This is a genomic window from Litorimonas sp. (assembly GCA_029936425.1).
In the GTDB taxonomy this organism is placed as follows: domain Bacteria; phylum Pseudomonadota; class Alphaproteobacteria; order Caulobacterales; family Maricaulaceae; genus Litorimonas.
The window spans coordinates 100,915-124,740 of sequence record JAPYSU010000008.1; the positions used below are offsets into that span (position 1 = coordinate 100,915).

Consider the following 23,826-nt stretch of genomic DNA (forward strand, 5'->3'; position numbering starts at 1 on the left):
TTTGACCAATATAAATAGTTTAAGCTCTAAAATTGAAACCTTTGTCCGCGACGTGATTATTCCCTATGAGAGTGATCCGCGGAATCAGGAACATGGCCCCACAGAGGAACTTGTTAGAGAACTCCGCGACCTCGCTCGAGAAGCAGGCGTCATGACCCCGCACATATTAGAAAGCGGAGAGCATGTAAGCCAACGTGAGACAGCGTTACTTTTGAAAAAAACCGGCCTATCCACCCTAGGGTCTGTGGCATGCAATACGGCTTCTCCTGACGAAGGAAATATGTTTCTCTTGGGTAAAGCTGCAAATCAGGAACAGAAATCCCGCTATTTAGAAAGACTGGTAAGTGGTCATGCCCGGTCGGCCTTTTTCATGACAGAACCGGCACGAGAGGGCGGCGCCGGGTCGGATCCGTCAATGATGAAAACAACAGCGGTTCGGGATGGAAATCATTGGATCATCAATGGCCGCAAGACATTTATTACGGGAGCCCAAGGTGCCGAGGTCGGCATCATCATGGCGAAAGCGGAAGAAGGTGCCTGTCTCTTCCTGACTGAACTCCCTCATCCTGACATCAAAATTGAACGTGTTCTCGACACGATCGATAGTTCTATGCCCGGTGGACATTCCCAAGTCTTAATTGATAACCTTCGTGTATCTGCCGATCAGATGCTAGGCAATCCCGGGGATGGATTTCGCCTTGCGCAAGTCAGGCTAGCGCCCGCACGATTGTCACATTGTATGCGGTGGACGGGAATGGGTATCAGAGCTCAGCAAATCGCAACTAAATATGCCTGCTCCAGAGAAGGATTTGGAAAACTGCTTGTGGATCACGAAGGGGTCGGTTTTATGCTGGCCGAAAATCAGATCGATCTTCAGCAGTGTGAATTAATGATCGACTGGGTAGCGGATGCCTTGGATCGCGGCGAAACCGCGAATGTCGAAAGCTCCATGGCAAAAGTCGCCGTTTCAGAGGCTCTTTTCCGGGTCGCTGATAAATGCATTCAAGTTATGGGCGGCATGGGCGTTACACAAGATTCCATGGTTGAACATTTCTTTAGGGAAATTCGTGCATTTCGGATTTATGACGGCCCTACCGAAGTCCACAAATGGTCATTGGCCAAAAAGATCAAGAAGAAAACTTTAAATAATCAAACTAAGTAAGTGGTAATTTTTTAAGTACGTCCTCGATTTGAGTACAAAAAAAGACCCGCATCTCTTGCGGGTCTTTTTTCGTCTATTTCACTTGTAAAGTACTCTAATATTTCACCCCAAACGTTACACCATACGAGGCTGGTTCGAGAGCCGATGAAAATGCGAACAATCCAGCCACAGTAAACGCCGCCGTCGATGCTTCTTCATCAAGCAAATTTCGACCATAAACACCAAATTTGGCGTCAGCACCGCCCAGTTCGAAATTCGCAGTTAAACTAGCATCCAATAGATCTACGCTTGGTCTTTGAACACGCGGATCATTTCCATCAACAACGTTGACACCGTTGACAAGAGAAACGGGGCCCGTTGAAATTTGTTGGTCGTAGCTTCCAATATGACGCAGACTAGCATTTGCATTTACTGACCCAAAGCTCGTGGGTTGTTCATAATCTACATAGAATGACCCGGAAAACTCTGGAGAGTAAATCAGATTATTCGCCGAGAAATCAAAAGGCGCGAGTGCACCCATCGCATCCGGCAGGATGACATCAAATGATTTAAACTCTGCATCCAGTAAGCCTAATGTCCCGCCAAAAGTAAATTTGTCTGTGGCCGTAAACGTGAAGTCTGCCTCAAAACCTTTAATCTCGGCATTTCCCACATTTGACGTTATCGTTTGATTACCAGTCGGCCCACCCGGAACGGTCGTATTTTGTTGAAAGTCTTGATAGTCAGATAAGAACGCAGCTGTATTTAATTTAAAGCGATTATCCAAAGCTGAAAATTTTGCACCAATTTCATATGAATCTACGGTCTCAGGCTCATAAGCAATTGACGCAAATTCCTGGGTAGCAGCCCGAGGTGAAAAACCGCCGGATCTAAAGCCTTGTGAGTAGCTTGCATACACTAAGAGATCATCATTTGGTCGCCAGTCAATTCCAATTTTCGGTGTAAATTTATCAAAGCTATCTTCACCAAATCCTGAAAAAACGCCAGTCGTGACATTACTTAAGGTCTTCTTGTCCTCAGTGAATCGACCACCAAAATTCAAGCGAATTTCTTCAGTTAATGACCAATTCATATCAGCAAAAATAGCAATAGATTCCACAGTCCCGCTATCTGTATCAGTGGGAACTAGCCCACCAAAAATCTCTGTATCTTGCACAAGCGTATACTCTGAGTCGAAATAATATAGCCCCGCCACATAATCCAAACTGCTGCTTAGTTCACCATTGATACGAAATTCTTGACTAAATTGATTGTATTTTTGGTCTCGCAGCGTGAAAAATAAATCTGAAGATGAGGCATCAAAGTCTTGTGTTTGGAATTCATCCGATTCTTTATAAGCCGTAATTGATGTGACACGAATGTTCCCAATATCAAAACCCAGTTCGGCAGTGACTGAGGGAGCCTTATATTCGGAAACACCTACATCCCCGAAAACAGTGTATAAGTCACTTGTAGTATTCCTTCCAACTTCATTTGGCGGCATGAATGCTGAAAACAACTCACTTGAGTTTGTTATGTTTCCATTGATTACATCAAAATTCTGCTCCTGCTGCTCTAATGTCACCAAGGCCTCAAAACCATTTTCAGGCGCATACAAAATTGATACACCATAATTCTCTTTGTTGTTCCCACCAACTTTTTCATTTAAAATTGCATGATCATAAAATCCGTCACTCTCATTATGAAAGTACCAGAATTTTACACCCAGGTCAGGAGCCAGGGCGAAGTTTTGCACCCCTCGAAAGCTCAATGTATTAAACGATCCATAGCTTACGTTATATTTCCCGCTGGTAGATATTGTAGGACGAGACCGCCTAATATTAATAACACCACCAATTGTATTGCGCCCGAAGAGGGTACCTTGAGGACCTCGCAAAACTTCTATTTGTTCAATATCGAAAAAATCAAGTAGTTGACCTGTGCTTGTGCCGATAAAAACACCATCAATAACAACTCCAACAGTTGGCTCTTGGGACTTTTCTACATCGGCATAAGTCAATCCGCGTATAGATAAATTCGTCGCAGCCGCACCCGAGTTTTGCTGTGTAATTTGCAGATTAGGTGCTGCGCCTGCCAAGTCTTGAATGTCTACCGCTGCCTTACTTTCGATTTGCGATGCATTGATCGCCGTCACGGCAACCGGTACATCTTGCAATGATTCTTGTCGGCGGCGAGCTGTAACTATAATTTCGTCCTTATCGTTTGCAGCAACATCCTGTGCATTCGCAATTGTGACACAGCTCGAATAAGAAGTTAGCAATATCGCTGACGAAGTAATGAGATTTTTGGTAAAATCGGTCACATTTATCCCCTATAATTTCTACTCCCTAAACTTTTCGCCTGGGATTTAATTAATTATAGGATTGTCCTAAAGCGCCATGAAAAAAAACTGCACTTTTGGACAGGTAAATTATTTCTGAATAATTTGTGGTTTAAAAGTCACATGGTTGAAAGGTCAGATAGTTCGTCTCTTAAGGGCTATCACGACAGAATCTACTTCGCTGTAAACCCGCCATCAATTACCAATTCCGATCCAGTTACAAAGCTCGCAGCGTCTGAACACAGATAAACGACGCCTCCTGCCATTTCCGACGGAGAGGCGATACGACCTATCGGATGGTTGGAAATGACTGCCGCCTGTGCCTCATCGTAGCTCGGGGCCGCGCCCAGGTCGACATAGGACTGAATAATGCTTTGAAGCATCGGGGTGTCTACTCCTCCCGGATGCACACTGTTTACGCGGATATTGTAGCCTAACATCCCAAATTCTACGGCAGCGCTTTTGGAGAAATTCAAAACCGCTGCCTTTGTTGCACAATAGGCCGCATTGAATGCGGCGCCGCGTTGCCCGCCAACAGAAGAAATATTTACGACGGACGCGCCACTCGTGCTTTTTTCGCCGCCTATTTTTAGAAGCTCCAGACAGCTATGATAACTGTGCAAAATAGATTCCACATTTACAGACATGATTGAACGCCACCGCTCCACGTCTGTATTCTCTATTGAGTCGACGAATGAAAATCCCGCATTATTGACCACCGCATCCAAGCGGCTATACCGATCTTTGATTTTTGACACGACTTCGGCCCAAGCTTCTTTTGACGTGACATCATGTTCTAATGTCAGATCAGAAGAGGCCTCGACGGGATTTACAAGGTCCGTCGCAATAACCGTGGCATTAGCCTGCTTTAAAGCTTTGCAAATTTCTCCGCCTATGCCCCCTCCCGCACCTGTTACAAGGGTGATTTTATCATTTAGTGATATTGTCATGGAATGCCTTCGTCTTATTGCGCGGTCCAACCACCATCGACCATCACTTCGGATCCCGTCATATAGGCGCTTTCATCGGATGCCAGAAAGAGAATAACGTTTGCAATTTCAACTGGGTCGGCAACACGGCCCATCGGAGTCATGTCGCCCAGCATTTTCATCAAATCATTTTTTGACCCAGCGCCAGTTTCCTCTAGCCGCTCCATACCGGCGTTCAAAAGTGGTGTAGAAGCGAAACCGGGGTGTATAGAGTTCACGCGAATAGGCGTTTTCTTCGCAGCGAATTCAATTGCTGTTGCTTTGGTGAATAGCTTAATCGCGCCCTTGGACGTATTATATCCTGAGGTGTCGATATAGCCGACTTTACCCATAATGGACGAAACATTGATCACTGAGGACTCTACTTTGGATTTCTTCCCTCCCTTAGAGAGCAAGTCATGGCAATGTTTCACAGCCATAAACGCCCCATCAACATTAATGGACATTATTCTTCGCCAATCAGCCAGACTGGTATCCTGAACCGGGCCGACGCAGTCCACACCAGCGTTGTTTATCAAACAGTTTAAGACACCAGCAGCTGAGATTACCTTCGTAACGATTTGCCAATCAGCTTCGTCTGCCACATTGGCTTGGATATATTGATGCGTATGACCCTCCAGAAGAGCTTTGGCGGCTTCAGGAGTATCAATGTCCGTTATATAGACCTTGGCGCCTTCTTGAGCGAAACGATCGGCTGTCGCTCGACCAATTCCCCGGAGACCACCTGTTATTAGGGCGGTTTTGCCTTGAAGTCTCATACGCCCATCATTCCTGCGGTTGTCGCTCCATCAATGTTATAGGAGGCTCCCGATATAAAGGAGGCTTCGTCGCTTGAAAGATAAACGACTAACCCTGCAATTTCTTCAACAGATGCCATTCTTTGCAAAGGCGCCATTCCTTCAAATTGAGCTCTGGCGGCCACTGAATCCTCGGCCCTGTCGATGACTCCTTTGATCATTTCGGTCTCAACCACGCCGGGATGTATCGCGTTGCAGCGAACCTTGAGGCTTTGATTGGCAGAATGCATCGCCACAGATTTTGCCAGAGCAATATGCGCGCCTTTGGTCGTCGAATATGTTACGAAGTTACCCATCGGTATATGGGCGTTCATTGAGCTGTTAAGAATAATTGAGCCGGAAGAACCTCCCGGATTTTTCCGCATAAGCCGCATGGCCATTTGAGCCGTAAGCATCGCCCCTGTGAGATTTATAGCGATAAGAGAATTCCAGGTCTCCAAAGATATATCCTCTACATTTGTATCGCCGGCTTCTGTACCCGCATTTGCAAAAGCGATATCTAATCGGCCAAACTTCTTTTCAATTTCCTTTGCTATAACGTCATAGCCAGGGCCGTCCTGAACCTCGTGTTTGATGAATGTTGCGCCGCATTTTTCAGAGATCGCTTTGCCAGCCTCTTCTTTTCGTCCTGTGAAGACAACTTTGGCCCCTTCATCTATCAACCGAAATACAGTTGCTTTGCCGATGCCGGACGTTCCGCCTGTTATGAAGGCCACCTTATTTTCAAGACGCATATAGCTTCCCCTTACTCATTTTTATGTTAGTTTTAGATGCTCTCCATGACTTGTATAGCTATACAAAAGACAAGGTTGAGCCGAGTGGATTTATGAGTTTTGAGCCAATTAATTGCCTCTTGATCGCTGGCGGTAAATATCATGATATTGACTACGCACGCGTAGAACTTCTCAAATTGCTGGGCTCTCAAAAACGCATAGTCACCCGCGTCATGGAAGATTACGAATGCTCTCAAGCTCTGGAGTGGGCAGATATCCTTATTTCATATACTTGCGACATCCTGCCGTCGGAGGACATCCAAAATCAATTGAAAGATTGGCTAAAGGCCGGAGGGCGCTGGCTTGGCTTGCACGGAACAAACTCTATCCTGAAAATGATGGATGACGGGTTGTGGCACACTCCAAGAGTTGCCCCTGTGTTTATGAATTTGTTGGGATCTCAGTTTCTATCACACCCGCCTATTGAACCTTATACTGTCGAAAATGTGCAGCCTTCTCATCCATTAGTGAAAGATATTGAAAATTTCGAAGTTACTGATGAATTGTATCACATGGAATTGCATGGTGAGCTTGATGTCTTTTTAGAAGCTGAGTGCTCCATAAAGGGCCGTGGATTTGCAGAAGGGGACGAGGCTCGGGGCCGCCACCCTGTGTTCTATAAAAAATCTCACAAAAAAGGCGCCATACTTTACCTCACTCTCGGTCACTGCCGGGGCCATTTTGATCTAAGACCATACAAAGATTTTTTGCCCGAACTTGACCGCGGGAGCTGGGAAATTCCTGAATTTAAAATCCTGTTAGAAAGGGGGATAGAATGGCTTCAATCCCTCTTTTGATTAGCTTGCCATTTTACTTCAGCTGTCTTAGATAGCCGCATGATTAGTACGAAAAACTTAGAGAAAATTCGTGTAAATTCGCGAGAGGATTTGAAATCCTCCGCTATTTACTTCCGAGACCTAGTAAGTGAACTCTGTGACCTTCGTATCGCTGCCTGCCAGAACATTGCAAAAAATGCGACATTAAGGGATATTGATGGTGAATTGCTTGCAACTACTGTTTTCGGCTGGAACGAGGACAGTAATAAATGGTGGAACACCGAGAGCATGGCTCTCAAATCACCTATTACAATTGCCTGTCGTTATGAGAGCGAGCCGTTTTGGCTAAATGCCAAAGGCATACATACCCGTCAACCAAACCAGTTTTTGCAAGAAATGGACTTGGCTCGCTTTGAGCATAGGGCTTTTACGCATGCTGCTATTGTTGTTCCTGTTCACATGCCTTTCGGCCAAATTGGTGCTGTAAGCTACAATCCGCTTTCTAAAGATAAAGATGATTTGTCGGAAATCTTCGAACAGCATGGTGACGTACTCGCAATCTATGCCCGCGCTTTCATTCGAAGCTATGTCAATGTATCTGACAGAACACCCATCCTGCCACTGCGCTCGAAACTAAGTAAGCGCGAAGTAGAGTGTTTGCGCTGGGCAGCATTAGGAAAAACCGATCATGAAATCGGCATTATTATTGATAGAAGCAGAGCGACTGTTCGTTTTCACTTTCAAAACGCGACAAGAAAACTTGATGCTGTAAACAGAAGTCAGGCGGTCTATAAAGCAACTCAGCTAGGCTATATATCGACGGCTCGTCAGCAACCTAATTAATACATTAGCTTACAGCATCCCTTCCCTTTTCCCTAAGCTGAAAAAAATCGGGAGACCATTATGTTTATGATTATCGGCCAAATGACCATGGCGAAAGAAGCGATGGGCAGTTATGCAGAAGATGTGCAATCTTTAATCGACGAAGTTGTGCGTGAGGACGGGTGCCAATATTATTCTCTTGCCGTTCAAGATGAAAAAGCAGGGTTGATCAGCGTTACTGAAATTTGGTCAGATGAGAATGCTTTGAATGTTCACCTAAAACAGCCTTGGGTGCAGGCTTTTAATAAAAAATATATGTCTCATCTTAAATCTCACACCCTCAAAATTTATGACGGAGATTATGTGCGGGACTTTTAGTGTCCGCTGCCCTGAATAAAACGAATATCTTTGCCCCCGAATTTGGGGCAGACCCGTTCGAATTCTATCAAAAAGCACTTTCAAGTGATCCGGTTCTATACCTTCCGGATATAGATACCTGGCTAGTCACTGGCAGCGAGTATGTGAATAATATTTGCAGACAGCCTGAAATCTATTCTAGCGATATATCTGTCTTGCTCGCAGGAACTCATGCCGACAGCCCAAAGGTAAAATCCATTCTTGATAAAGGATGGCCCCAACTTCAAGTTCTTTTAATGTCGGATCCGCCCCGTCATACGCGTTATCGCCGACTGGTTGGCCTTGCTTTTTCAGCTCCCCGGGTTAACGCGATTGAAGATGCGATCCGCGACATCTCCCTTAATCTTCTAGAGAAACACTCTTTGGGCGAAGTTTGGGATTTTATCCGCGATTACGCCGTCCCCTTACCTGTCACGATGATTGCCAATCAACTTGGCTTTTCGTCGTCGGAAGCGGAAAAAGTCCGAAAATGGACCGAAGCGTTCACTGATCGTTTAGGCGGAATGATTGACGAAGAACGCTCAATTGAATGCGCCGAAATCGTAATTGACTTCCAACACGCGATGAAAACGAAAATCGATGAACGTCGCAGCCGCTTTTATGACGACCTGCTTGGCGATCTCGTGCGTGCGGCAAGCGAAGGAGAAGATCCTCTGTCAGACGCAGAAATCCTCTCAGTCATCCAGCAGCTCACAGTCGCAGGAAACGAGACCAGTACTAATGCGATGGCCGAAGGAATAAAACTATTCATTGAAAACCCTGATCAATGGGAGCTGCTACGCAAGCGGCCCGAGCTAATCAAAAATGCAACGGAAGAAATCCTGCGTCTGGCGAGCCCAGTGGCTGGCATTTGGCGAATTGTGAAGCAAGACACTGTGTTCAATGGGCACGATTTACGCGCAGGCGCTAAGGTCATGCTCCGATTTGCGGCCGCCAGTCGCGACCCTAAAATATTTGAAAACCCCGACCAATTTAATATTGAGCGGCCAAACGCAAAATCCCATTTTGCATTCGGACGGGGAATTCATACCTGTCTTGGCAACATGCTGGCCCGTAAGGAAATAATGGTTGCTCTAGAACACTTATCTCAATCCTTTGAAACTCTGAAACTGGCTGTACCAAAATCTGAGCTGATCTACTCGCCTAATATAATGTTACGCGGGCTAAAATCACTTCCCATTATAACAAAGTAGGATTGAGGGCAGAACCTCACCTTTACTTCTAATACGATTGGCCCGCCAGGTTCAATTTCGCTTTATTGAGCCGTCATTCCACCGTCTATCGTCAGTTCTGACCCTGTGATATAGCTCGCTTCGTCAGACGCTAAAAATAAGACCAGATTCGCCACATCCTCTGGCTCACCATATCGGCCATTGGGAATAGAGGCGGCAATTTGATCGTAAAAATCGGGATTGTCGCGAACAGCATCAGCCTGAATATTAGTCGCAATAAAACCGGGGTGGACACTGTTTACCCGAATATTCTGCCGCGCTGTTTCAAGTGCTACCACCTTGGTCATCATTTTGACGGCGCCCTTTGCCGCCGCATAGGCTAAGCAACCAGGCACACCAACTTGTCCGCATACCGATGAAATATTGATAATAGATCCGCCCGTTCCGCTTTCTCGCATGGCTTTTACGGCCCGCTGCATACCGTAATAAACGCTGTTGGAATTAATATCCATTTGTGTATTAAAGTTAGGGGTAGTTTGCGTCTCGATAGGCCCCAAAAGCGCGACGCCCGCATTGTTTACCAGAACATCAAGTTGTCCGGATTGTTTGGAAATTGTGTTGAAGACTTCGTCCCAATCGGCTTCAGATGTCACATCATGATTTAAGGCATAAGTCGTGCCGCCAGCTTTGTTTAGCTTCTCCGAAGCCTCTTTTGCCCCTTTTTCATCAATGTCGGAAATATAAACAGTTGCCCCCTCCCGCGCAAAACGTTCGGCAATCGAATACCCTAGGCCGGGACAGGACGCCCCTCCGGTTACGAGCGCCACTTTTCCTTCAATTCGACCAGACATATACTCCTCCTAATTTGCAGAAACACTAATCCAAGCAAAATAGCAAAATACCCCCCAAAAAAGTGAGTTGAAGCCATAAGGAATTAAGCCCTAGTTTTCAGATAACTATTGAACGACACCGCTTTTTTTTAATTGTGATATTTATGGCCACCAAAATGAATCGCAAATTCATCCTGAAACGTCGACCCAATGGCTCCCCGGTGGAGAGCGATTTTGAATTGGTGGAAGAACCTATTCCAAGTATCTCGTCCGGCGAATTTCTTGTTCGGAATCACTTCATCTCTCTCGATCCGGCTCAACGAGGCTGGATGGATGACTCGCCCTCCTATATGCCCCCTATCGAAATCGGAGCCAGCATTCGTGCGACCACTGTTGGTCGCGTTGAAGAAAGCAAAAACCCGAATTTTGAGGAAGGCCAATGGGTGCTGGGTCTTAATGGTATTGAAGAGTATTCTTTGGTTCAGGAAGGTGGTTTCACATCCCCAATCGACACCAGCATTGTTTCCTCACCGACAAATTATTTATCGATTTTAGGCGCGGTGGGAATGACGGCTTATTTTGGTTTGCTAGATTCTGGGCAGCCTAAAGCTGGGGACACTGTCTTGGTCTCCGGCGCCGCCGGCGCCGTGGGATCGGCCGTCGGACAAATTGCCAAGTTGAAAGACTGCAGAGCCGTCGGAATTGCCGGGGGGTCAGAAAAATGCAAACGCCTGCTGGAGTATTACGGGTTTGACGCGGCGATTGACTACAGAGGGAAATCACTCGAACAGCTGGAGAAAGCTATCAAAGATGCTGCGCCCGACGGCGTCGACGTAATATTTGAAAATGTCGGCGGCGATATTCTGGATGCCGGCATTTTGGCTCTGAATGAACACGCCAGAGTGGTCCTTTGCGGACTTATTTCTGAATATAATTCAGATCCGAAAGGCGCGCGGAATATCTGGCAACTTATTGTTAAGCAGGCATCCATGAAAGGATTCCTTATCCGCGATTATGTGCCTAAGTTCGCCGAAGGCGCAGCCGTGATGGCAAGCTGGATAGCCGATGATAAACTAAAATTTGATGAGCACATTGAGCACGGCATCGAGAACACTTTCGACGCATTTATGCTTTTATTCAGCGGGGGTAATAAAGGAAAACTCATTTTAGACATTAGCGGGAAATAGAATGACCAAAGATACAGGGTTACAGAAAACGGCTGAAATCATCTATGATTATGCCGAGAACAAAACGACATACCAGACAGATAAAATTGTCACAATTCCCTCCTCCGCCTATCTGGATCAGGATATTTGGGAAGCAGAAGTATCCAAAATATTTAAAGAGCTGCCCCTAGCACTCGCGACGACTGCAGAACTTAGGGAACCCCACTCTTATAAAGCCATGGATGCTGCGGGCCTTCCAGTCCTTATGACCCGCGGAAAAGACGGAGTCGTTAGGGCCTTTTTGAACGTATGCTCCCACCGCGCCGCCGCCGTTGCGGAAAACGGCTGCGGCATTAAGAAACGGTTTGCCTGCAAGTATCACGGCTGGACGTATAGCGCAGATGGACGATTGATGGGAGTCGCAGAAGGAAATACCTTTGGTCATGTCGACAAGTCTACTTTGGGATTACGTGAACTCCCGTGTGAAGAAAAAGGCGGCCTCATATTTGTTATCCTAACGCCGGGCAAAGAGATAAATCTTGACAATTTCTTGGACGGCATGCTGGATGATCTCGAAAATGCAAATTTCAAAGACTGGGCTTATCTTGGTCAACGGGAGTTGACCGGAGCAAACTGGAAAATTGCGTTTGACGGATATCTTGAAGGGTATCATTTTGCGCAGCTCCATCCAGAGACCATTCACCCGCGCACCCTGTCAAACTTAACACATTACGAATCTTTTGGCCCGCATATGCGCATAGGTTTTGCACAGACGGACATAAAGGAAAAGTTAGATGCCGCTCCTAAAGAGAAATGGGGTGAGATGGAAAATACAGGGTATGACTTCGTTCGAATTCTTTTCCCCAATGTGTCTGTTTTCTTGGCGCCCGAAATAACCCAGGTGGCTCAGCTCTTTCCGGGCGAAACGCCGGATAAAAACCGCACAGTTTTGACATTCTTCCGACCCGATCCACCTAAAGATGATGAAGATAAAGCGGCGCTAGAAGGAATGATGGACTTTCTTCATGATGTTGTGCGCGATGAAGATTATGCGACCGGCGACCAAATTCAGAAAGGGTTGGAGTCCGGAGCGCACAAATCTATAATTTTGGGCAAAAACGAACGCGGGAACCAGTTCTTTCATGAGTGTCTTGCTTACTACATGAATGACCGCAAAGGTCCGATGCCAACAATTTAGAGTGTGGGCTTCAATTTAGTTGGTCACAAAAAAATATTTAAGGCGTTTCCCCACAGGAAGCGCCTAGTTCTTTGCTTTGCCCTAAAGTGTTCAGTTAAACTGAGAGAATATTTACCGCGCTTATGCCGGGCGCGCCATAAACATGAGTGTAACCGGTTTTCGGCGAGTTGGGCACTTGCCGCTTTCCTGCCACGCCTCTCAATTGCAAACATATTTCATAAACCTGCCGGAGACCAGACGCCCCGATCGGTTCCCCGTTCGCTAGACATCCACCATCTGTATTGATTGGCATGGAGCCGCCTATGGCTGTAGCCCGGTCTCGGATAAGCTTTTCTTGCTCCCCATGTTCACAAAATCCGTTTTCCGCCATATGCATTATCTCGGCGCCTGTTTCTGTGTCCTGCAATTGAAGAACATCAATTTCATCCGGCCCAATCGAGGCCGCTTCGAACGCGGCTTTAGCGGCGTCAGCTGTGACTGCAGGCCCCAGGTTTTTGGCGAGAGATGTTTCATAAACTTCGAAACTGCCATATTGCCGTGTCCGCATTTCCATCGCGTCTAGAAATATAGGCTTTGCTCCCATTCGCTTCGCCTCTTCCTCGCTCGTCAAAATAATTGCGGCGCCGCCTTGAGACGGGCTGCAGAACATAAATTTGGTAAGCGGGTCACTGACCATAGTCGATTGTGCAATATAGTCTGCGGAGACGGGATCCGTCCGCCAGGCATTCGGATTCAACGAACCATTATGGAAGGCTTTTTCGGCAACTTGGGCCAAAGTCTGTTTGCTAATGCCGTGCTCATGCATGTACCTTTGGATTTTCAGCGCGAAAAACTGCGTGGTCACCATCAAGCCCGTTTCGGAAAACCAAGAAGGAACTCCGTTATTCCTTGCGTTAGGGGAGAAGGCTCCGCGTTGATGTTTATCAAACCCAAGCGCTAAGGCATATTTTGCAGTTCCAGCGCGCACCGCATTTGCAGCAGCGAATAAAGAACTGCCTCCCGTTGCACAGCCGGTGTAAAGATTGACAAATGGCAGTCCCGTTAATCCGAGTTCGTTAACTGCCGCCATAGCGTAGCCCCCATCGCGGGAACCTCCAAACCCGATATTAATATCCCGCCAGTCCAGTCCCGCATCTTTCAATGCAAGGCGGGTAGCCTCTACGCCCATGTCCAGAGCTGATTTTTCAGGAAATTTACCAAATGGGTGGAGCCCCATACCTACAATTGCTACGCGGCTCATCAGCCAATCTCCCGGTCGAAAACAAATGTAAGAATTGAGTCGCCATTCTCATCAGTCCGGAAAGGTTTGAGGGCCAAAATATACGGGTCACCAATATTAAGTGCCTTTGCCTGGTTCACATTTAGGCGCGTCTTGACTTTAACGCCGCTTGGCATTTCCACCAGACCAATACCGTAGGGCGTAAAAGTGTCTTTAGTCTCCCCAGAGTTATAAGGCGGTTTGGGCATATAATGCTGTATGGTCCATGACCATAAAACGCCCTGATTGCCGAGGTTTTCTCTCTCTAGATTCTCGCTAGAACACTGACTACAGCTAGACCGAATAGGAAAATATATCTCTCCGCAATTGCTGCAACGTGACCCGATCAAGCTTGGTTGATCTGTAAAGAGGTCAGTCGCGATGTGTCTTCCAGAGGTGGAATTTGGGGAGCTGATATCTGTCATACGACTAGAATTACCATTTATCTGCGGCTGTATCTCCCCTCTAAAAGGTCAGTGTATTTCAGTACCCATTTTATGGTTGAGGTTGGGTATAGAATAAGTTGAGCCGATAGAGAGATTCCATGCCCAACCCGGAAAACAAACAATGGCTGATAGATGGAAACCCTGCTGGCCGGAAAGTTGCGAAGTCGGATTTTAAAAAAGTATCTGCCCCTGTCCCAGATCTGACAGATGGTCAGGTTATGGTAGAAGTCAGATATTTGGAATTCACCCCCTCCTTAAAAGGACAAATGGAAAATCGTTTGGCCTATGCCGCCAAGACTGAAAAGGGGCAGGTCATGCGGGGCCGCGGAATAGGACGCGTGATAGAGAGTCGTAGCTCCAATTTTAAGACTGGAATGACGGTCCACGGCTATCTGGGGTGGCAGACCCATTCGGTGATGGAAAGTCAGGACCTCACTATTCTTCCCGATGATGATCTCACCAGGCTTCATCTCGGCCCATTAGGCTCAACCGGAATGGCAGCCTATTTTGGCTTCTTCGACGCTGGAAAACCGAAGTCTGGCGATCATGTCCTAATTTCAGGCGCAGCCGGGGCCGTAGGATCAATGGTGGGGCAAATGGCAAAAATTTCGGGGTGCAAAGTGGTCGGTGTCGCGGGAGGGGCTCGCAAATGTAAGCACCTAATTGAAGGCTTGGAGTTGCATGGAGCGATTGACTATAAGTCCGAAGACTTAAAGGCGGCAATGAAACAACACGCACCAAAAGGATTTGATGTTGTTTTCGATAATGTCGGCGGCCCTTTCCTGGACGCGGCTCTTGCGAATATGGCTGTCGGAGCACGAGTTGTAATCTGCGGAGCGATATCACGTTATGAGACAGACAACCCGCCGCCTGGCCCAAAAAATTATTTTCAGCTTGTCCATAAACGCGCAAATATGCGGGGTATCTTATCTCCGGATTATAAAGAGCAATTTCCTGAAGCCCGCGCCCAGATAAAGTCATGGATTGCTGAAGACAAATTTCGGTATTTCGAGGATATCCAAGAAGGCTTCGACAATATACCGTCGACCTTTATGAGACTGTTTTCCGGTAAAAATCTTGGGAAACAACTCCTCAGAATTTAAGGCTTTGGAATAGCTTCCCCGCGCTCTCCGGTCGCAATGAAGTTATCGATCATTTGGTGCATATATCGAATTCTGGCTTCTGTATAATTGCTAAAATGAACGACGCCTTCTGCGGAGGATTTCATACCTGTCTGCACGTGTGGGATATTCCCAAAGTCCTGATCAAAAACCATTTTCAAAGAGGAAGATCCGGGGTTTTGATCCGAGAACCGATCATCATAACCCAGTACCGTCTTTTGAGCGCGCGGGGGTCTCTTGGCACCTTTTGGCAGAGGCGCCATCAGCATAACATCCATGATTGACCCTTCAGGATTGCCCGGTTCAGGGCGCCATCTATATACTAGCTTCGGCCCATACCCCGCCCAAAATGCCATATTAGGGAAAACACCATATAGGAGATAGTCCAACACCTCTGCATCTTTGGCATCGCTGTGATCATACCCTGTCTCTGCCGTTAGTCGCGTTCTCGTATGGTCTGCCAACAAGCTTCGTGTCCGGAAATCGGCGGGCAAGCTATCTATGTCCACCCCATCCGTGCGGGAGTCTCCACGCTTTTGCATGAGCGCGAGTTGCTCTATATCCGTCAGAGGCGGATCCAATGAAGGGGAGGCAGTTGCGCCGGCCGAGATGTGTCTGGAAATATAATTATTTAAAGAATCATATTGAGAATTAATATCTGCAATCGATGGCAATAATTGGGGGTGTGTCGTTTGGGAATGGTGGCTTTCCATAAAGGGCTCAGCTGTCGTTTTCCAATTGGCACGAACATGCTTTTCAAACCAGAATTCACAATACCGGTTATCCCAATCATAAGGCTTGAAATGTTTGATCATGGGGGCAGCCCAATCTCCAAACTCTGGAGCGTCTTGATCCATATTTATAAAGACAAACCCACCCCAAACAGCAACCTTCGCCTGAGGGAGTTGCGAGTTCTCTGAGTTCCATTGTGGCATATCCCAAGCTATTGGGTTGTTCACCAATTCGCCGGTATTGCTCCATGCTATTGCGTGAAACGGGCACACAAATTTTGTTTTATTGCAATGGCCCGTAATTAATTTGCGTCCGCGATGGAGACAGGAATTAAAGAACGCTTTAACTCCATTTTCAGTTTGAGTGATAATTAGAGACTTGTCTGAAATTTCGTATAGAAAACAATCGCCAATTTTTGGAATGTCTTGGATCATACAGGCCATCTGCCACGTTCGCGTCCAAAGGTACTTGTTTTCTTTTTCAAAAAAATCGCGTGACCAGTAACGCTCGACCGAAACAGGCTCTAGCTTTGCTTCTATCTTATCCGCGTGCCGTAAAAAATCTGGCGCGCCTGATTTATCTGCCGAAATGATCTCCTCATAGGTAAGGTCCGGCCGCGTACTTAGCTTACTTTTATCCATTTTATCCGGTCTCAAATCAAACTATAGTGTTTTTATCAACGTTCTTAAATATATTCCAAATTAAGACTGAACCAAGCCCACCTTTATAGATAGGTTTTCCTAAACCCTTATGAATGGCATAAAATGTCCTTCAATTTACACAGAATAGATTTCAGGAGAGCGACATGGATCTGGGGCTAAAGGGCAAGAAGGTAATCTTAACCGGTGGCAGTCGTGGTCTCGGTCGCGCAGCGTTGGAACATTTCGCCAAGGAAGGAGCCGATGTCGCTTTTTTCTCTCGGAACGAGGAACAGGTCAAAACCGCTGAAAAAGAATTGAAAGCACACGGCGGAAAAGTGTTTGCCGAAGCTTTCGAAGTTAACGACATGGACGCCTACGGCACCTGGCTTACCAAAGCAGCAGACAAGTTGGGTGGGTGCGATATTTTTGTTCACAACATGTCATCTTCAGGCGCAGGGGGATCGGGCGACTGGGATATGACCTACAATCTTGATATTAAAGGCGCTGTTACCTCTATCGAAGCGCTCACCCCTTACCTAGAAAAATCAGGAGAAGGCTCCGTGATTTTTATGTCGTCAACAGCGGCAGTTGAGACTTTTATTCGCCCTCAGGCTTTCAATGCTCTAAAAGCCGCTCTTATCACTTACGGTAAGCAATTATCCCAATCCTTAGGGCCAAAAGGTATTCGCGTGAATATGGTTTCTCCGGGACCCATTTCTTATCCAGGCGGCAACTGGTCGAAAGTAAAAGAAGCGAAACCAGAATTCTATGAAAGCCAAGCAGAAATTATGGCTTTAGGCCGCTTTGGAACGCCTGACGAAATTGCAAAGACAGTCGTCTTTCTCGCAAGTTCGGCATCCAGCTATACAACAGGCACCAATATTATTATTGATGGCGGCTATACAAAACGGGTCCAATTCTAACCCCGCACGATGTATATAAAAGCCGAAATCGATATTCGCGAAGGAGAGCGTGAGCGTCTTTCTCGCGTGATATCCCGATATTATGTCCCGATTATGAAAGAAGCTGGCTGGACGCTCGTTGCCTCCATGCTCAACCGGGAAAACCCATCGCAGCTCACCAATATTTGGGACGTCGGCGTCTCTCCGGATGCAGGTATTGCTTTTTTAAAAACCCACGAAAAATATCCGGAGATGAAAGAAGAGATGGGTAAGAGCACTCTGAACGAAACCCTGACATTTATGGAAGATTGGCTCCCATGAGTACAGTTGAAAGTGCGGTGACGCTAGGGGATTTGGCGCGGATTCAAGCCCAGATAAATCCTGAAAAAACCCTCTACATTTACGAGGACCACCCTCTGAGTTTTGAAGCATTTAATGCCCACACCAATCAATTAGCGAATGGCTTGCTTGCCTTAGATATGAAACCCGACGAACGTGTGTGTTACCTCGGTAAAAATACCGTCGCTTATTTCGAGTTACAGATCGGGGCATCAAAAGCTGGAGGCGTAACCTGCCCTATCAACTGGCGTTTATCAGAACCGGAAATCGCCTACATCCTGTCCAATTCGGAAAGCCGAATATTATTTGCCGGGCCGGAATTTATGGACAAAGCAAAACGTATAGCAAAATCCAAATCTGACCTTACCGTTATTGCTCTAGAGGAATATGATGAATGGCGTAACCGTCACTCTACCGAAGAAGTAAAAGTAAACCGCTCCGCTGACGATGACGTGTTGCAGCTATACACTTCCGGTACAACAGGACGGCCAAAGGGTGTGAGGATGTCCAATGCGGCCATGCTCAGTAACAGACGCCGTGATTTAGATCCTGAAAGCCCGGCTTGGAACCGCTGGACAAGTGACGATGTCGGCTTGGTATCCATGCCCTGTTTCCATATCGGCGGTACGAGCTTCGGCCTGACAATTCTTTACGCTGGAGCCACCGGGGTGATAATGCCTACTTTTGATGCCGGCGCTCAATTGGATATTATGGTAAAATACGATATCTCGAAACAATTTATTGTGCCTTCCGCACTCCAAATCATACTTGATGACCCCCGCGTGAACGATACTGATTTCTCCAAGCTCAATTATATTCAATATGGCGCATCGCCAATTCCGGTGGAATTGATGAAGGCTTGTATAGATGTGTTCGGATGTCAATTCGTTCAAAAATACGGGATGACCGAAACCTGTGGTACTTGCGTCGCGCTTCCGCCCGAAGACCACACTATTCCCGAAAACCCGAAAATGAAATCTGTTGGCAAACCTCTTAATGGTGTTGAAATTCGAATTACCGATTCCGAAGGCCAGGACTGCGCGGTAGGTGAAACCGGGGAGATCGTAATCCGATCCGCCAGCAATATGAGCGGGTATTGGAAGAATGAGGAAGCTACAAAGCAAACCTTCTTTGAAGGCGGCTGGTTACGCTCGGGCGACGCCGGTTTCTTAGATGATGAAGGCTATCTCTATATACAGGACCGTATCAAAGACATGATTGTTTCCGGCGGCGAAAATATTTATTCGGCCGAGGTCGAAATTGCTTTGCTTGAGGACCCATTGGTTCAGCAAGTTGCCGTTATCGGTGTGCCTGACGAAAAATGGGGCGAAGCTGTCATGGCTTACATTGTTCTCAAAGAGAATGCGTCGACAACATCAGAGAATATAATCGAGAATTGCCATTCCAAAATCGCTAAATTTAAGTGTCCAAAAAAGGTTGAGTTTCTGACAGCCCTGCCACGCAATGCCTCGGGCAAGATTTTAAAGCGGGAATTACGAGCGCCGCATTGGGGCGGAATGAATCGCGGCGTTAATTAGTTTAGAATTTATAATTCCTAACAGCTGACCAGTTTTCTATTCTATCAGGATAAGATGAAGTCCTGTTGTGAACGGCGTCAAATAAAAGCCCCTGCCCTTTCAGGCCCGCAAAGTTTTCCGCATGATCATCGATTAGATAATCAACATTTACGATGCTTTTATTTGCACAAAACACAATATTGCCCACATCAAAAAAAGGTAGATGCCGCTGAACCCAATTATATTTGTGGATACATGACTTCGGGAACAATGTGGCAGCTGTGACAATAAAAAGCTCATGTCTGCGATTGAGCTCCCTGAGGGTTTCGACAGCGCCCTCCATAGGTTGGATTTCGCCGAAAAACTCTCCTTCGCCAAGCATCTCCCAAAAGTGGTTATGCTGTACATCTGACAGAAAGGTGTCAAATTTCCGTCCATCGGCGAACTCCGCCGTCTCCGGATAGGTCGTTTCCAGCCATTTTTTCTGAGCGGCGTAAGTGTCGGTGATGACATCGTCCATATCAAAAGCAATTCGGGCCATCAGGCGAGGTAACCTCCGTCTACAGGGATATCGATTCCAGTCGAATAACTGGCTTCGTCAGATGCCAGGAAAAGAATAGCATTGGCAGGTTCATCCGGGGTTCCGAGCCGCTTCATGGGATGGCCATTGGCGAAACCCTTTATAACATCTTCGGCTGAGGAACCGGCTTTAACGCCGGCATCAATATAAGCCTCAACCATTTCCGTATGTATTGCCCCCGGGGAGACCGTGTTGACGCGAATATCATACCGGCTCTCTGCACAGTGCAGAGCTACGGAACGTGTGAACATTCGAACGCCCCCCTTGGAGGCGCAATAGGCCGGAATAAAGGCGCCGCCGCGGTGTCCTAAAGTGGAGGCGACATTCACGATTGCGGCCCGTTTTACAGTTTTTAGCGCCCTAACACCCGCCTGTGTGCCTAAAAAAGTCCCTTCCAAGTTAATGGAGATCGTTTTTCTAAAGTCCTCTAAGGATATGTCTTCGATACTACCGGGAATGCTTACACCAGCCGAGTTTATCAACGTGGTTATCCCGCCAAATTCTTTTTTGGTTGCCTCTACAGCCTCTTCCCAACTTTCAGGAGAGGTTACGTCAAGCTCAACAAAACTCGCTGCATCCCCGAGCTGATCAGCAACACTCTGCCCTTTTTCTATATTGATATCACCCACGACCAATCGTGCGCCTTCTTGCACGAATAACTGAGCGGTCGCGGCGCCGATACCACTCGCCCCGCCAGATATTAGCGCTACTTTTCCTGTGAGACGTCCGGTCATATTGATTCAGGAGCCTCTTAAAGAGGGCCGGAGGCCGCTAGCCAACCGCCATCAATCAACAATTCTGTACCCGTCACAAAACTAGATTTATCAGAGGCTAGAAACATAACCCCATTGGCAATTTCTTCCGATGTGCCCATACGGCCAATTGGCTGTAACGTTTCAAAGAATGCTCTTGTGCCGGCGGCATCCCCTGAGGCCTCAAAGGCTGCTTGGTTCATTGGCGTATCAATCGCACCGGGGTGAACTGAATTGCAACGAATGTTCTTATATTCTTTCGCGCAGTGGACCGCGATTGATTTGGATAGTAACCGAACCGCACCTTTGGTTGCTCCGTAGGCCGCGCCATTCGCCAGGCCGATAAAACCTGTAATCGACGACATATTTACGATGGATCCTTTGGGGCCACCGGGATTTTCTTTCATCACGGAAATAGCTTCTCGGCATCCAAGCATAGTCCCCGTTTGATTTACGGCGATCATTTTCATCCAAAGATCCATTTCTGTATCTTCGATACTTCCGCCCAGGAAAATACCGGCATTGTTTATTAAGGCATCAAGACGGCCGGTTGCGCTAACAATTTCCGCCATGACCTCTTTCCAGCGTTTTTCGTTCGAAACGTCCTGATTTAAATATGTGGCTCCTGTTTCTACTGCGAGCTTTTCTCCCAAATCGTCCTGAATATCTGAGAAAAACACATTCTCAAACTCTGCCAATGCCGTGCGCACAATGGCCGCGCCGATACCTGACGCGCCGCCCGTGATTAAGATTGTTGAGTCGGCCATAATTATGCCTTCACCAAAGTTTTTCCCATAGTCTTACCGGTCATGAGATCAATAAAGGCGGTGGGTATTTCTGCTACGCCGTTGTAAATATTATCAAATATCTTCAGCTCTCCAGACGCGGCCCAATCGTTTAACTCAGACTGCGCTTTGGGTATGACGTCGAAATGATCAAAGAGGAGAAAGCCCTGCAACCTCAATCGTTTCAGAACAATATTCCAGAGGCTCTTAACCCCATAAGGGGTATCACTATTATAATCTGCAATCATACCACAACATACAATACAGCCGTTTTCCGCCATCACGGGCAGGATGCTTTCAAGCATTTCACCGCCGACATTATCGAAAAACACATTCACACCCTCAGGGCATTTTTCAGAAATTGCAGAGCCTAGGTCATCGACGGTTTTGTAATTAACCGCCTCATCATATCCAAGCTCATATAGGCGCTCGATTTTCGCTTTCGTGCTCGTCAAACCAATGACGCGCGCTCCGCGGAGTTTGGCAATTTGCCCTGCCAGCCCGCCCGTCGCGCCCGCCGCGGCATTTACCACGACAGTGTCACCTTTTTTAACCTCGCCGATTTTGCACATCCCAACCCAAGCCGTGAGTCCGACAGGGCCAAGCGCGCCCATATAATGTTGAAGCGGTACGCCCGGCTTCGGTTCTACTTTTTCAAGTCCGATAGCATCGTTCAAAATGGAGTAATTCTCCCACTTTGCCATGCCTCTCATATAACTACCGACTTTAACGGACGGGTTATTGGATTTAAGAACCTTTCCAAGGGTCATACCGAATACGGTTTCGCCTAGCGGGATTTGAGGCATATATCCCTCAAATGTTGCAGCTTCGTTCATAAAGCCTCGAACGCCGGCATCCATGGAAAAAATCAGGTTTTCAAGTAGGAATTCCCCCTCGCCCGGCTCCGGGATCGAGCCGCTAACAACTTTAAAGCAGCTCGGGTCAGGCGCTCCGTCCGGCCGCTTCACCAGACGAACCATTTTATTTTCTTTTGAAGCCATAGCTAAGTGGGTCCAACGCCGACAGTATCATTAAGTAATTCATGAAAGCGCTGAATCCGTTTTTCTTGTCCGGTTAAAACACCGCCGGTATATCCCTTGGAATGCAGACCCTGTTGTTGACTGGAGCCGACGGAAAGATCCTGATCCGCGACGAAGCCTAAGGATTTTTCGCCATAGACAATGGTTTCATGTTCCGCGTCTTCAAAAGGCTTCGGTCCGCAAGGTGTCTCCACCACATCGCGGCCTTGAACTTCGGGGTTAAAAAACCAATGGTCAAAAATACATTTTTCAGGGTCTGTCGGATGGGGCTCGCTTCGCAGCACTTGGAATCCATCGGCACTTAGGGTCAACGTAAAATTCGGCCAGAGAGTACAGTGATAATAATCTGTCAATTGAGCGTCATTCAGCGTTTCGAAAAAAGTATAGCCTTTTTCAGCCCCTTTCTCTCTCTTGGCTTTTTGGATTGCGATACGCGCATCAGTAGGTCTTTTCTCAAAGTCTTTTGGATCCAGCCCCCAATATTCAAGAACAACATCCAGCGGAGGCTCACAAAATTCCTGCGGTATCTCTCTCGTGGACGGCTGATGCCCCTTCATGACCATTACATTGTGGCCGCTCTCATAGCTCTGGAAATGTGTATTTTTATAGTCATCTTCAACAAAAGTCGCGAGCTCGGGATGCAAAGTCGGCAAATGATAGGATTCGTTAAAATTATCTCTTATAACTTTCCAGTTACATGGGGCTTCGGTCGTTAGGTGGAGAGTCCGGGTTTGCGTCTCCATCTGATATCCTGCCAACATTTCAGGCAAGGGATCAAGCCATTCAATAAGAGGCGTGGCATCTGGATCCATATTATACCAAATGAACCCGGCCCAGACTTCGCATTGAAGCTCCACAAGCTTAAGCTTTCCACAAGGGTTGCCCCCCACGACGTCTTCAGCATTTTGCGCGTGTTTCAATACGCCGTCTTTGCCCCACTTCCAACCGTGATAAGAGCAAGTGATTGATTCCCCGCCTCCAATATCAGAAAACACCAGTCGGTTTCCGCGATGTTGACAGGCATTGTAAAAGGCTTTGATGCCACCGTCTTCCTGCCGGATCATGATGACCGACTCATTCATTATATTATGACGAACCCAGTCGCCCGGCTCTTCAACGTCGGAGATATGTCCCCCGACATGCCAAATCTTGGTCCAGAGGTGATCCCATTCTTTTTGCATCCACTCTTTGGAAAAATATCGCTCTGCGGTGATGTTATCGCCGCGGACGGAAGGATCGTAATCCGGGTGATATCCTCCGGGAAATGAATCTATATTTTTCATAACATCTT

24 protein-coding genes are annotated in these 23,826 nt (G+C 47.0%); 11 read left to right on the forward strand and 13 right to left on the reverse strand.

The window, feature by feature from the left end; genetic code table 11:
- Window position 1 precedes the first annotated feature (1 nt).
- Window positions 2-1,162 carry an acyl-CoA dehydrogenase family protein gene (locus tag ACN0IC_RS09175; RefSeq protein ID WP_416878479.1) on the forward strand — a complete coding sequence of 387 codons (1,161 nt, stop codon included), beginning with the start codon at window positions 2-4 and terminating at the stop codon, window positions 1,160-1,162.
- 94 nt (window positions 1,163-1,256) lie between these two features.
- Here the strand turns inward: ACN0IC_RS09175 and ACN0IC_RS09180 are convergent, their stop codons facing one another.
- The 4 genes from ACN0IC_RS09180 to ACN0IC_RS09195 all read right to left on the reverse strand — a co-directional run bounded on the left by ACN0IC_RS09180 (window position 1,257) and on the right by ACN0IC_RS09195 (window position 6,002).
- Complete coding sequence (locus tag ACN0IC_RS09180) at window positions 1,257-3,464, reverse strand: TonB-dependent receptor (protein ID WP_416878480.1); 2,208 nt, start codon at window positions 3,462-3,464, stop codon at window positions 1,257-1,259.
- 191 nt (window positions 3,465-3,655) lie between these two features.
- Window positions 3,656-4,432, reverse strand: coding sequence for an SDR family NAD(P)-dependent oxidoreductase (locus ACN0IC_RS09185; RefSeq protein WP_416878481.1), 777 nt, complete (start codon window positions 4,430-4,432; stop codon window positions 3,656-3,658).
- A 14-nt stretch (window positions 4,433-4,446) separates the two neighbouring features.
- Window positions 4,447-5,229: an SDR family NAD(P)-dependent oxidoreductase gene (locus tag ACN0IC_RS09190; RefSeq protein WP_416878482.1), complete on the reverse strand. Its 783-nt coding sequence runs from the start codon at window positions 5,227-5,229 to the stop codon at window positions 4,447-4,449.
- Window positions 5,226-6,002 (reverse strand): SDR family NAD(P)-dependent oxidoreductase, encoded by a 777-nt coding sequence (locus ACN0IC_RS09195; RefSeq protein WP_416878483.1) that lies wholly within the window; start codon window positions 6,000-6,002, stop codon window positions 5,226-5,228. The genes ACN0IC_RS09190 and ACN0IC_RS09195 overlap by 4 nt, the downstream gene beginning before the upstream one ends.
- A 23-nt stretch (window positions 6,003-6,025) precedes the next feature.
- Here ACN0IC_RS09195 and ACN0IC_RS09200 point away from each other — a divergent pair, with 23 nt between their 5' ends.
- From ACN0IC_RS09200 to ACN0IC_RS09215, 4 genes are read left to right on the forward strand one after another with little or no spacing between them, the layout of a single operon-like run.
- Complete coding sequence (locus ACN0IC_RS09200) at window positions 6,026-6,838, forward strand: ThuA domain-containing protein (RefSeq protein WP_416878484.1); 813 nt, start codon at window positions 6,026-6,028, stop codon at window positions 6,836-6,838.
- 39 nt (window positions 6,839-6,877) lie between these two features.
- Window positions 6,878-7,660, forward strand: coding sequence for a helix-turn-helix transcriptional regulator (locus ACN0IC_RS09205; protein WP_416878485.1), 783 nt, complete (start codon window positions 6,878-6,880; stop codon window positions 7,658-7,660).
- Window positions 7,661-7,720: 60 nt separating this feature from the next.
- On the forward strand, window positions 7,721-8,017 hold the full coding sequence (locus tag ACN0IC_RS09210) for a putative quinol monooxygenase (RefSeq protein ID WP_416878486.1): 297 nt from the start codon (window positions 7,721-7,723) through the stop codon (window positions 8,015-8,017).
- Window positions 8,017-9,249, forward strand: a complete 1,233-nt coding sequence (locus ACN0IC_RS09215) for a cytochrome P450 (protein WP_416878487.1) — start codon at window positions 8,017-8,019, stop codon at window positions 9,247-9,249. Before ACN0IC_RS09210 ends, ACN0IC_RS09215 begins: the two co-directional genes overlap by 1 nt.
- A 62-nt stretch (window positions 9,250-9,311) precedes the next feature.
- Here the strand turns inward: ACN0IC_RS09215 and ACN0IC_RS09220 are convergent, their stop codons facing one another.
- Entirely contained in the window at window positions 9,312-10,079 is a 768-nt protein-coding gene (locus ACN0IC_RS09220) for an SDR family NAD(P)-dependent oxidoreductase (RefSeq protein WP_416878488.1), read from the reverse strand.
- Between the two features lie 155 nt (window positions 10,080-10,234).
- On the opposite strand from ACN0IC_RS09220, the gene ACN0IC_RS09225 reads away from it, so the two are divergent.
- Together ACN0IC_RS09225 and ACN0IC_RS09230 are read left to right on the forward strand one after the other, a co-directional pair.
- Window positions 10,235-11,245 (forward strand): NADP-dependent oxidoreductase, encoded by a 1,011-nt coding sequence (locus ACN0IC_RS09225; protein ID WP_416878489.1) that lies wholly within the window; start codon window positions 10,235-10,237, stop codon window positions 11,243-11,245.
- Window position 11,246: 1 nt separating this feature from the next.
- Window positions 11,247-12,422 carry an aromatic ring-hydroxylating oxygenase subunit alpha gene (locus tag ACN0IC_RS09230; RefSeq protein ID WP_416878490.1) on the forward strand — a complete coding sequence of 392 codons (1,176 nt, stop codon included), beginning with the start codon at window positions 11,247-11,249 and terminating at the stop codon, window positions 12,420-12,422.
- 94 nt (window positions 12,423-12,516) lie between these two features.
- On the opposite strand, the gene ACN0IC_RS09235 is transcribed toward ACN0IC_RS09230, so the two are convergent.
- Both ACN0IC_RS09235 and ACN0IC_RS09240 read right to left on the reverse strand, forming a co-directional pair.
- Window positions 12,517-13,662 (reverse strand): thiolase family protein, encoded by a 1,146-nt coding sequence (locus ACN0IC_RS09235; RefSeq protein WP_416878491.1) that lies wholly within the window; start codon window positions 13,660-13,662, stop codon window positions 12,517-12,519.
- Window positions 13,662-14,105, reverse strand: coding sequence for a Zn-ribbon domain-containing OB-fold protein (locus tag ACN0IC_RS09240; RefSeq protein WP_416878492.1), 444 nt, complete (start codon window positions 14,103-14,105; stop codon window positions 13,662-13,664). The genes ACN0IC_RS09235 and ACN0IC_RS09240 overlap by 1 nt, the downstream gene beginning before the upstream one ends.
- A 119-nt stretch (window positions 14,106-14,224) precedes the next feature.
- Here ACN0IC_RS09240 and ACN0IC_RS09245 point away from each other — a divergent pair, with 119 nt between their 5' ends.
- Window positions 14,225-15,229 carry an NADP-dependent oxidoreductase gene (locus tag ACN0IC_RS09245; RefSeq protein ID WP_416878493.1) on the forward strand — a complete coding sequence of 335 codons (1,005 nt, stop codon included), beginning with the start codon at window positions 14,225-14,227 and terminating at the stop codon, window positions 15,227-15,229.
- On the opposite strand, the gene ACN0IC_RS09250 is transcribed toward ACN0IC_RS09245, so the two are convergent.
- Window positions 15,226-16,620, reverse strand: coding sequence for an aromatic ring-hydroxylating oxygenase subunit alpha (locus tag ACN0IC_RS09250; RefSeq protein ID WP_416878494.1), 1,395 nt, complete (start codon window positions 16,618-16,620; stop codon window positions 15,226-15,228). The two genes, ACN0IC_RS09245 and ACN0IC_RS09250, sit on opposite strands and share 4 nt — an antisense overlap.
- Window positions 16,621-16,784: 164 nt before the next feature.
- On the opposite strand from ACN0IC_RS09250, the gene ACN0IC_RS09255 reads away from it, so the two are divergent.
- The 3 genes from ACN0IC_RS09255 to ACN0IC_RS09265 are packed head-to-tail and all read left to right on the forward strand — an operon-like array spanning window position 16,785 to window position 19,399.
- Window positions 16,785-17,543, forward strand: a complete 759-nt coding sequence (locus tag ACN0IC_RS09255; RefSeq protein ID WP_416878495.1) for an SDR family NAD(P)-dependent oxidoreductase — start codon at window positions 16,785-16,787, stop codon at window positions 17,541-17,543.
- A gap of 9 nt (window positions 17,544-17,552) precedes the next feature.
- The gene (locus tag ACN0IC_RS09260) at window positions 17,553-17,843 is read left to right on the forward strand and encodes a hypothetical protein (RefSeq protein ID WP_416878496.1); all 291 of its coding nucleotides are present in this window, start codon (window positions 17,553-17,555) and stop codon (window positions 17,841-17,843) included.
- The gene (locus ACN0IC_RS09265) at window positions 17,840-19,399 is read left to right on the forward strand and encodes a long-chain-fatty-acid--CoA ligase (RefSeq protein ID WP_416878497.1); all 1,560 of its coding nucleotides are present in this window, start codon (window positions 17,840-17,842) and stop codon (window positions 19,397-19,399) included. The genes ACN0IC_RS09260 and ACN0IC_RS09265 overlap by 4 nt, the downstream gene beginning before the upstream one ends.
- 1 nt (window position 19,400) lies before the next feature.
- Here ACN0IC_RS09265 and ACN0IC_RS09270 read toward each other — a convergent pair whose 3' ends face one another.
- From ACN0IC_RS09270 to ACN0IC_RS09290, 5 genes are read right to left on the reverse strand one after another with little or no spacing between them, the layout of a single operon-like run.
- Entirely contained in the window at window positions 19,401-19,919 is a 519-nt protein-coding gene (locus tag ACN0IC_RS09270; protein WP_416878498.1) for a 5' nucleotidase, NT5C type, read from the reverse strand.
- Window positions 19,919-20,692, reverse strand: coding sequence for an SDR family NAD(P)-dependent oxidoreductase (locus ACN0IC_RS09275; RefSeq protein ID WP_416878499.1), 774 nt, complete (start codon window positions 20,690-20,692; stop codon window positions 19,919-19,921). The genes ACN0IC_RS09270 and ACN0IC_RS09275 overlap by 1 nt, the downstream gene beginning before the upstream one ends.
- Before the next feature lie 17 nt (window positions 20,693-20,709).
- On the reverse strand, window positions 20,710-21,477 hold the full coding sequence (locus tag ACN0IC_RS09280) for an SDR family oxidoreductase (RefSeq protein ID WP_416878500.1): 768 nt from the start codon (window positions 21,475-21,477) through the stop codon (window positions 20,710-20,712).
- Window positions 21,478-21,479: 2 nt separating this feature from the next.
- Window positions 21,480-22,496, reverse strand: coding sequence for an MDR family NADP-dependent oxidoreductase (locus ACN0IC_RS09285; RefSeq protein WP_416878501.1), 1,017 nt, complete (start codon window positions 22,494-22,496; stop codon window positions 21,480-21,482).
- A gap of 2 nt (window positions 22,497-22,498) precedes the next feature.
- Entirely contained in the window at window positions 22,499-23,818 is a 1,320-nt protein-coding gene (locus tag ACN0IC_RS09290; protein WP_416878502.1) for an aromatic ring-hydroxylating oxygenase subunit alpha, read from the reverse strand.
- Window positions 23,819-23,826 lie beyond the last annotated feature (8 nt).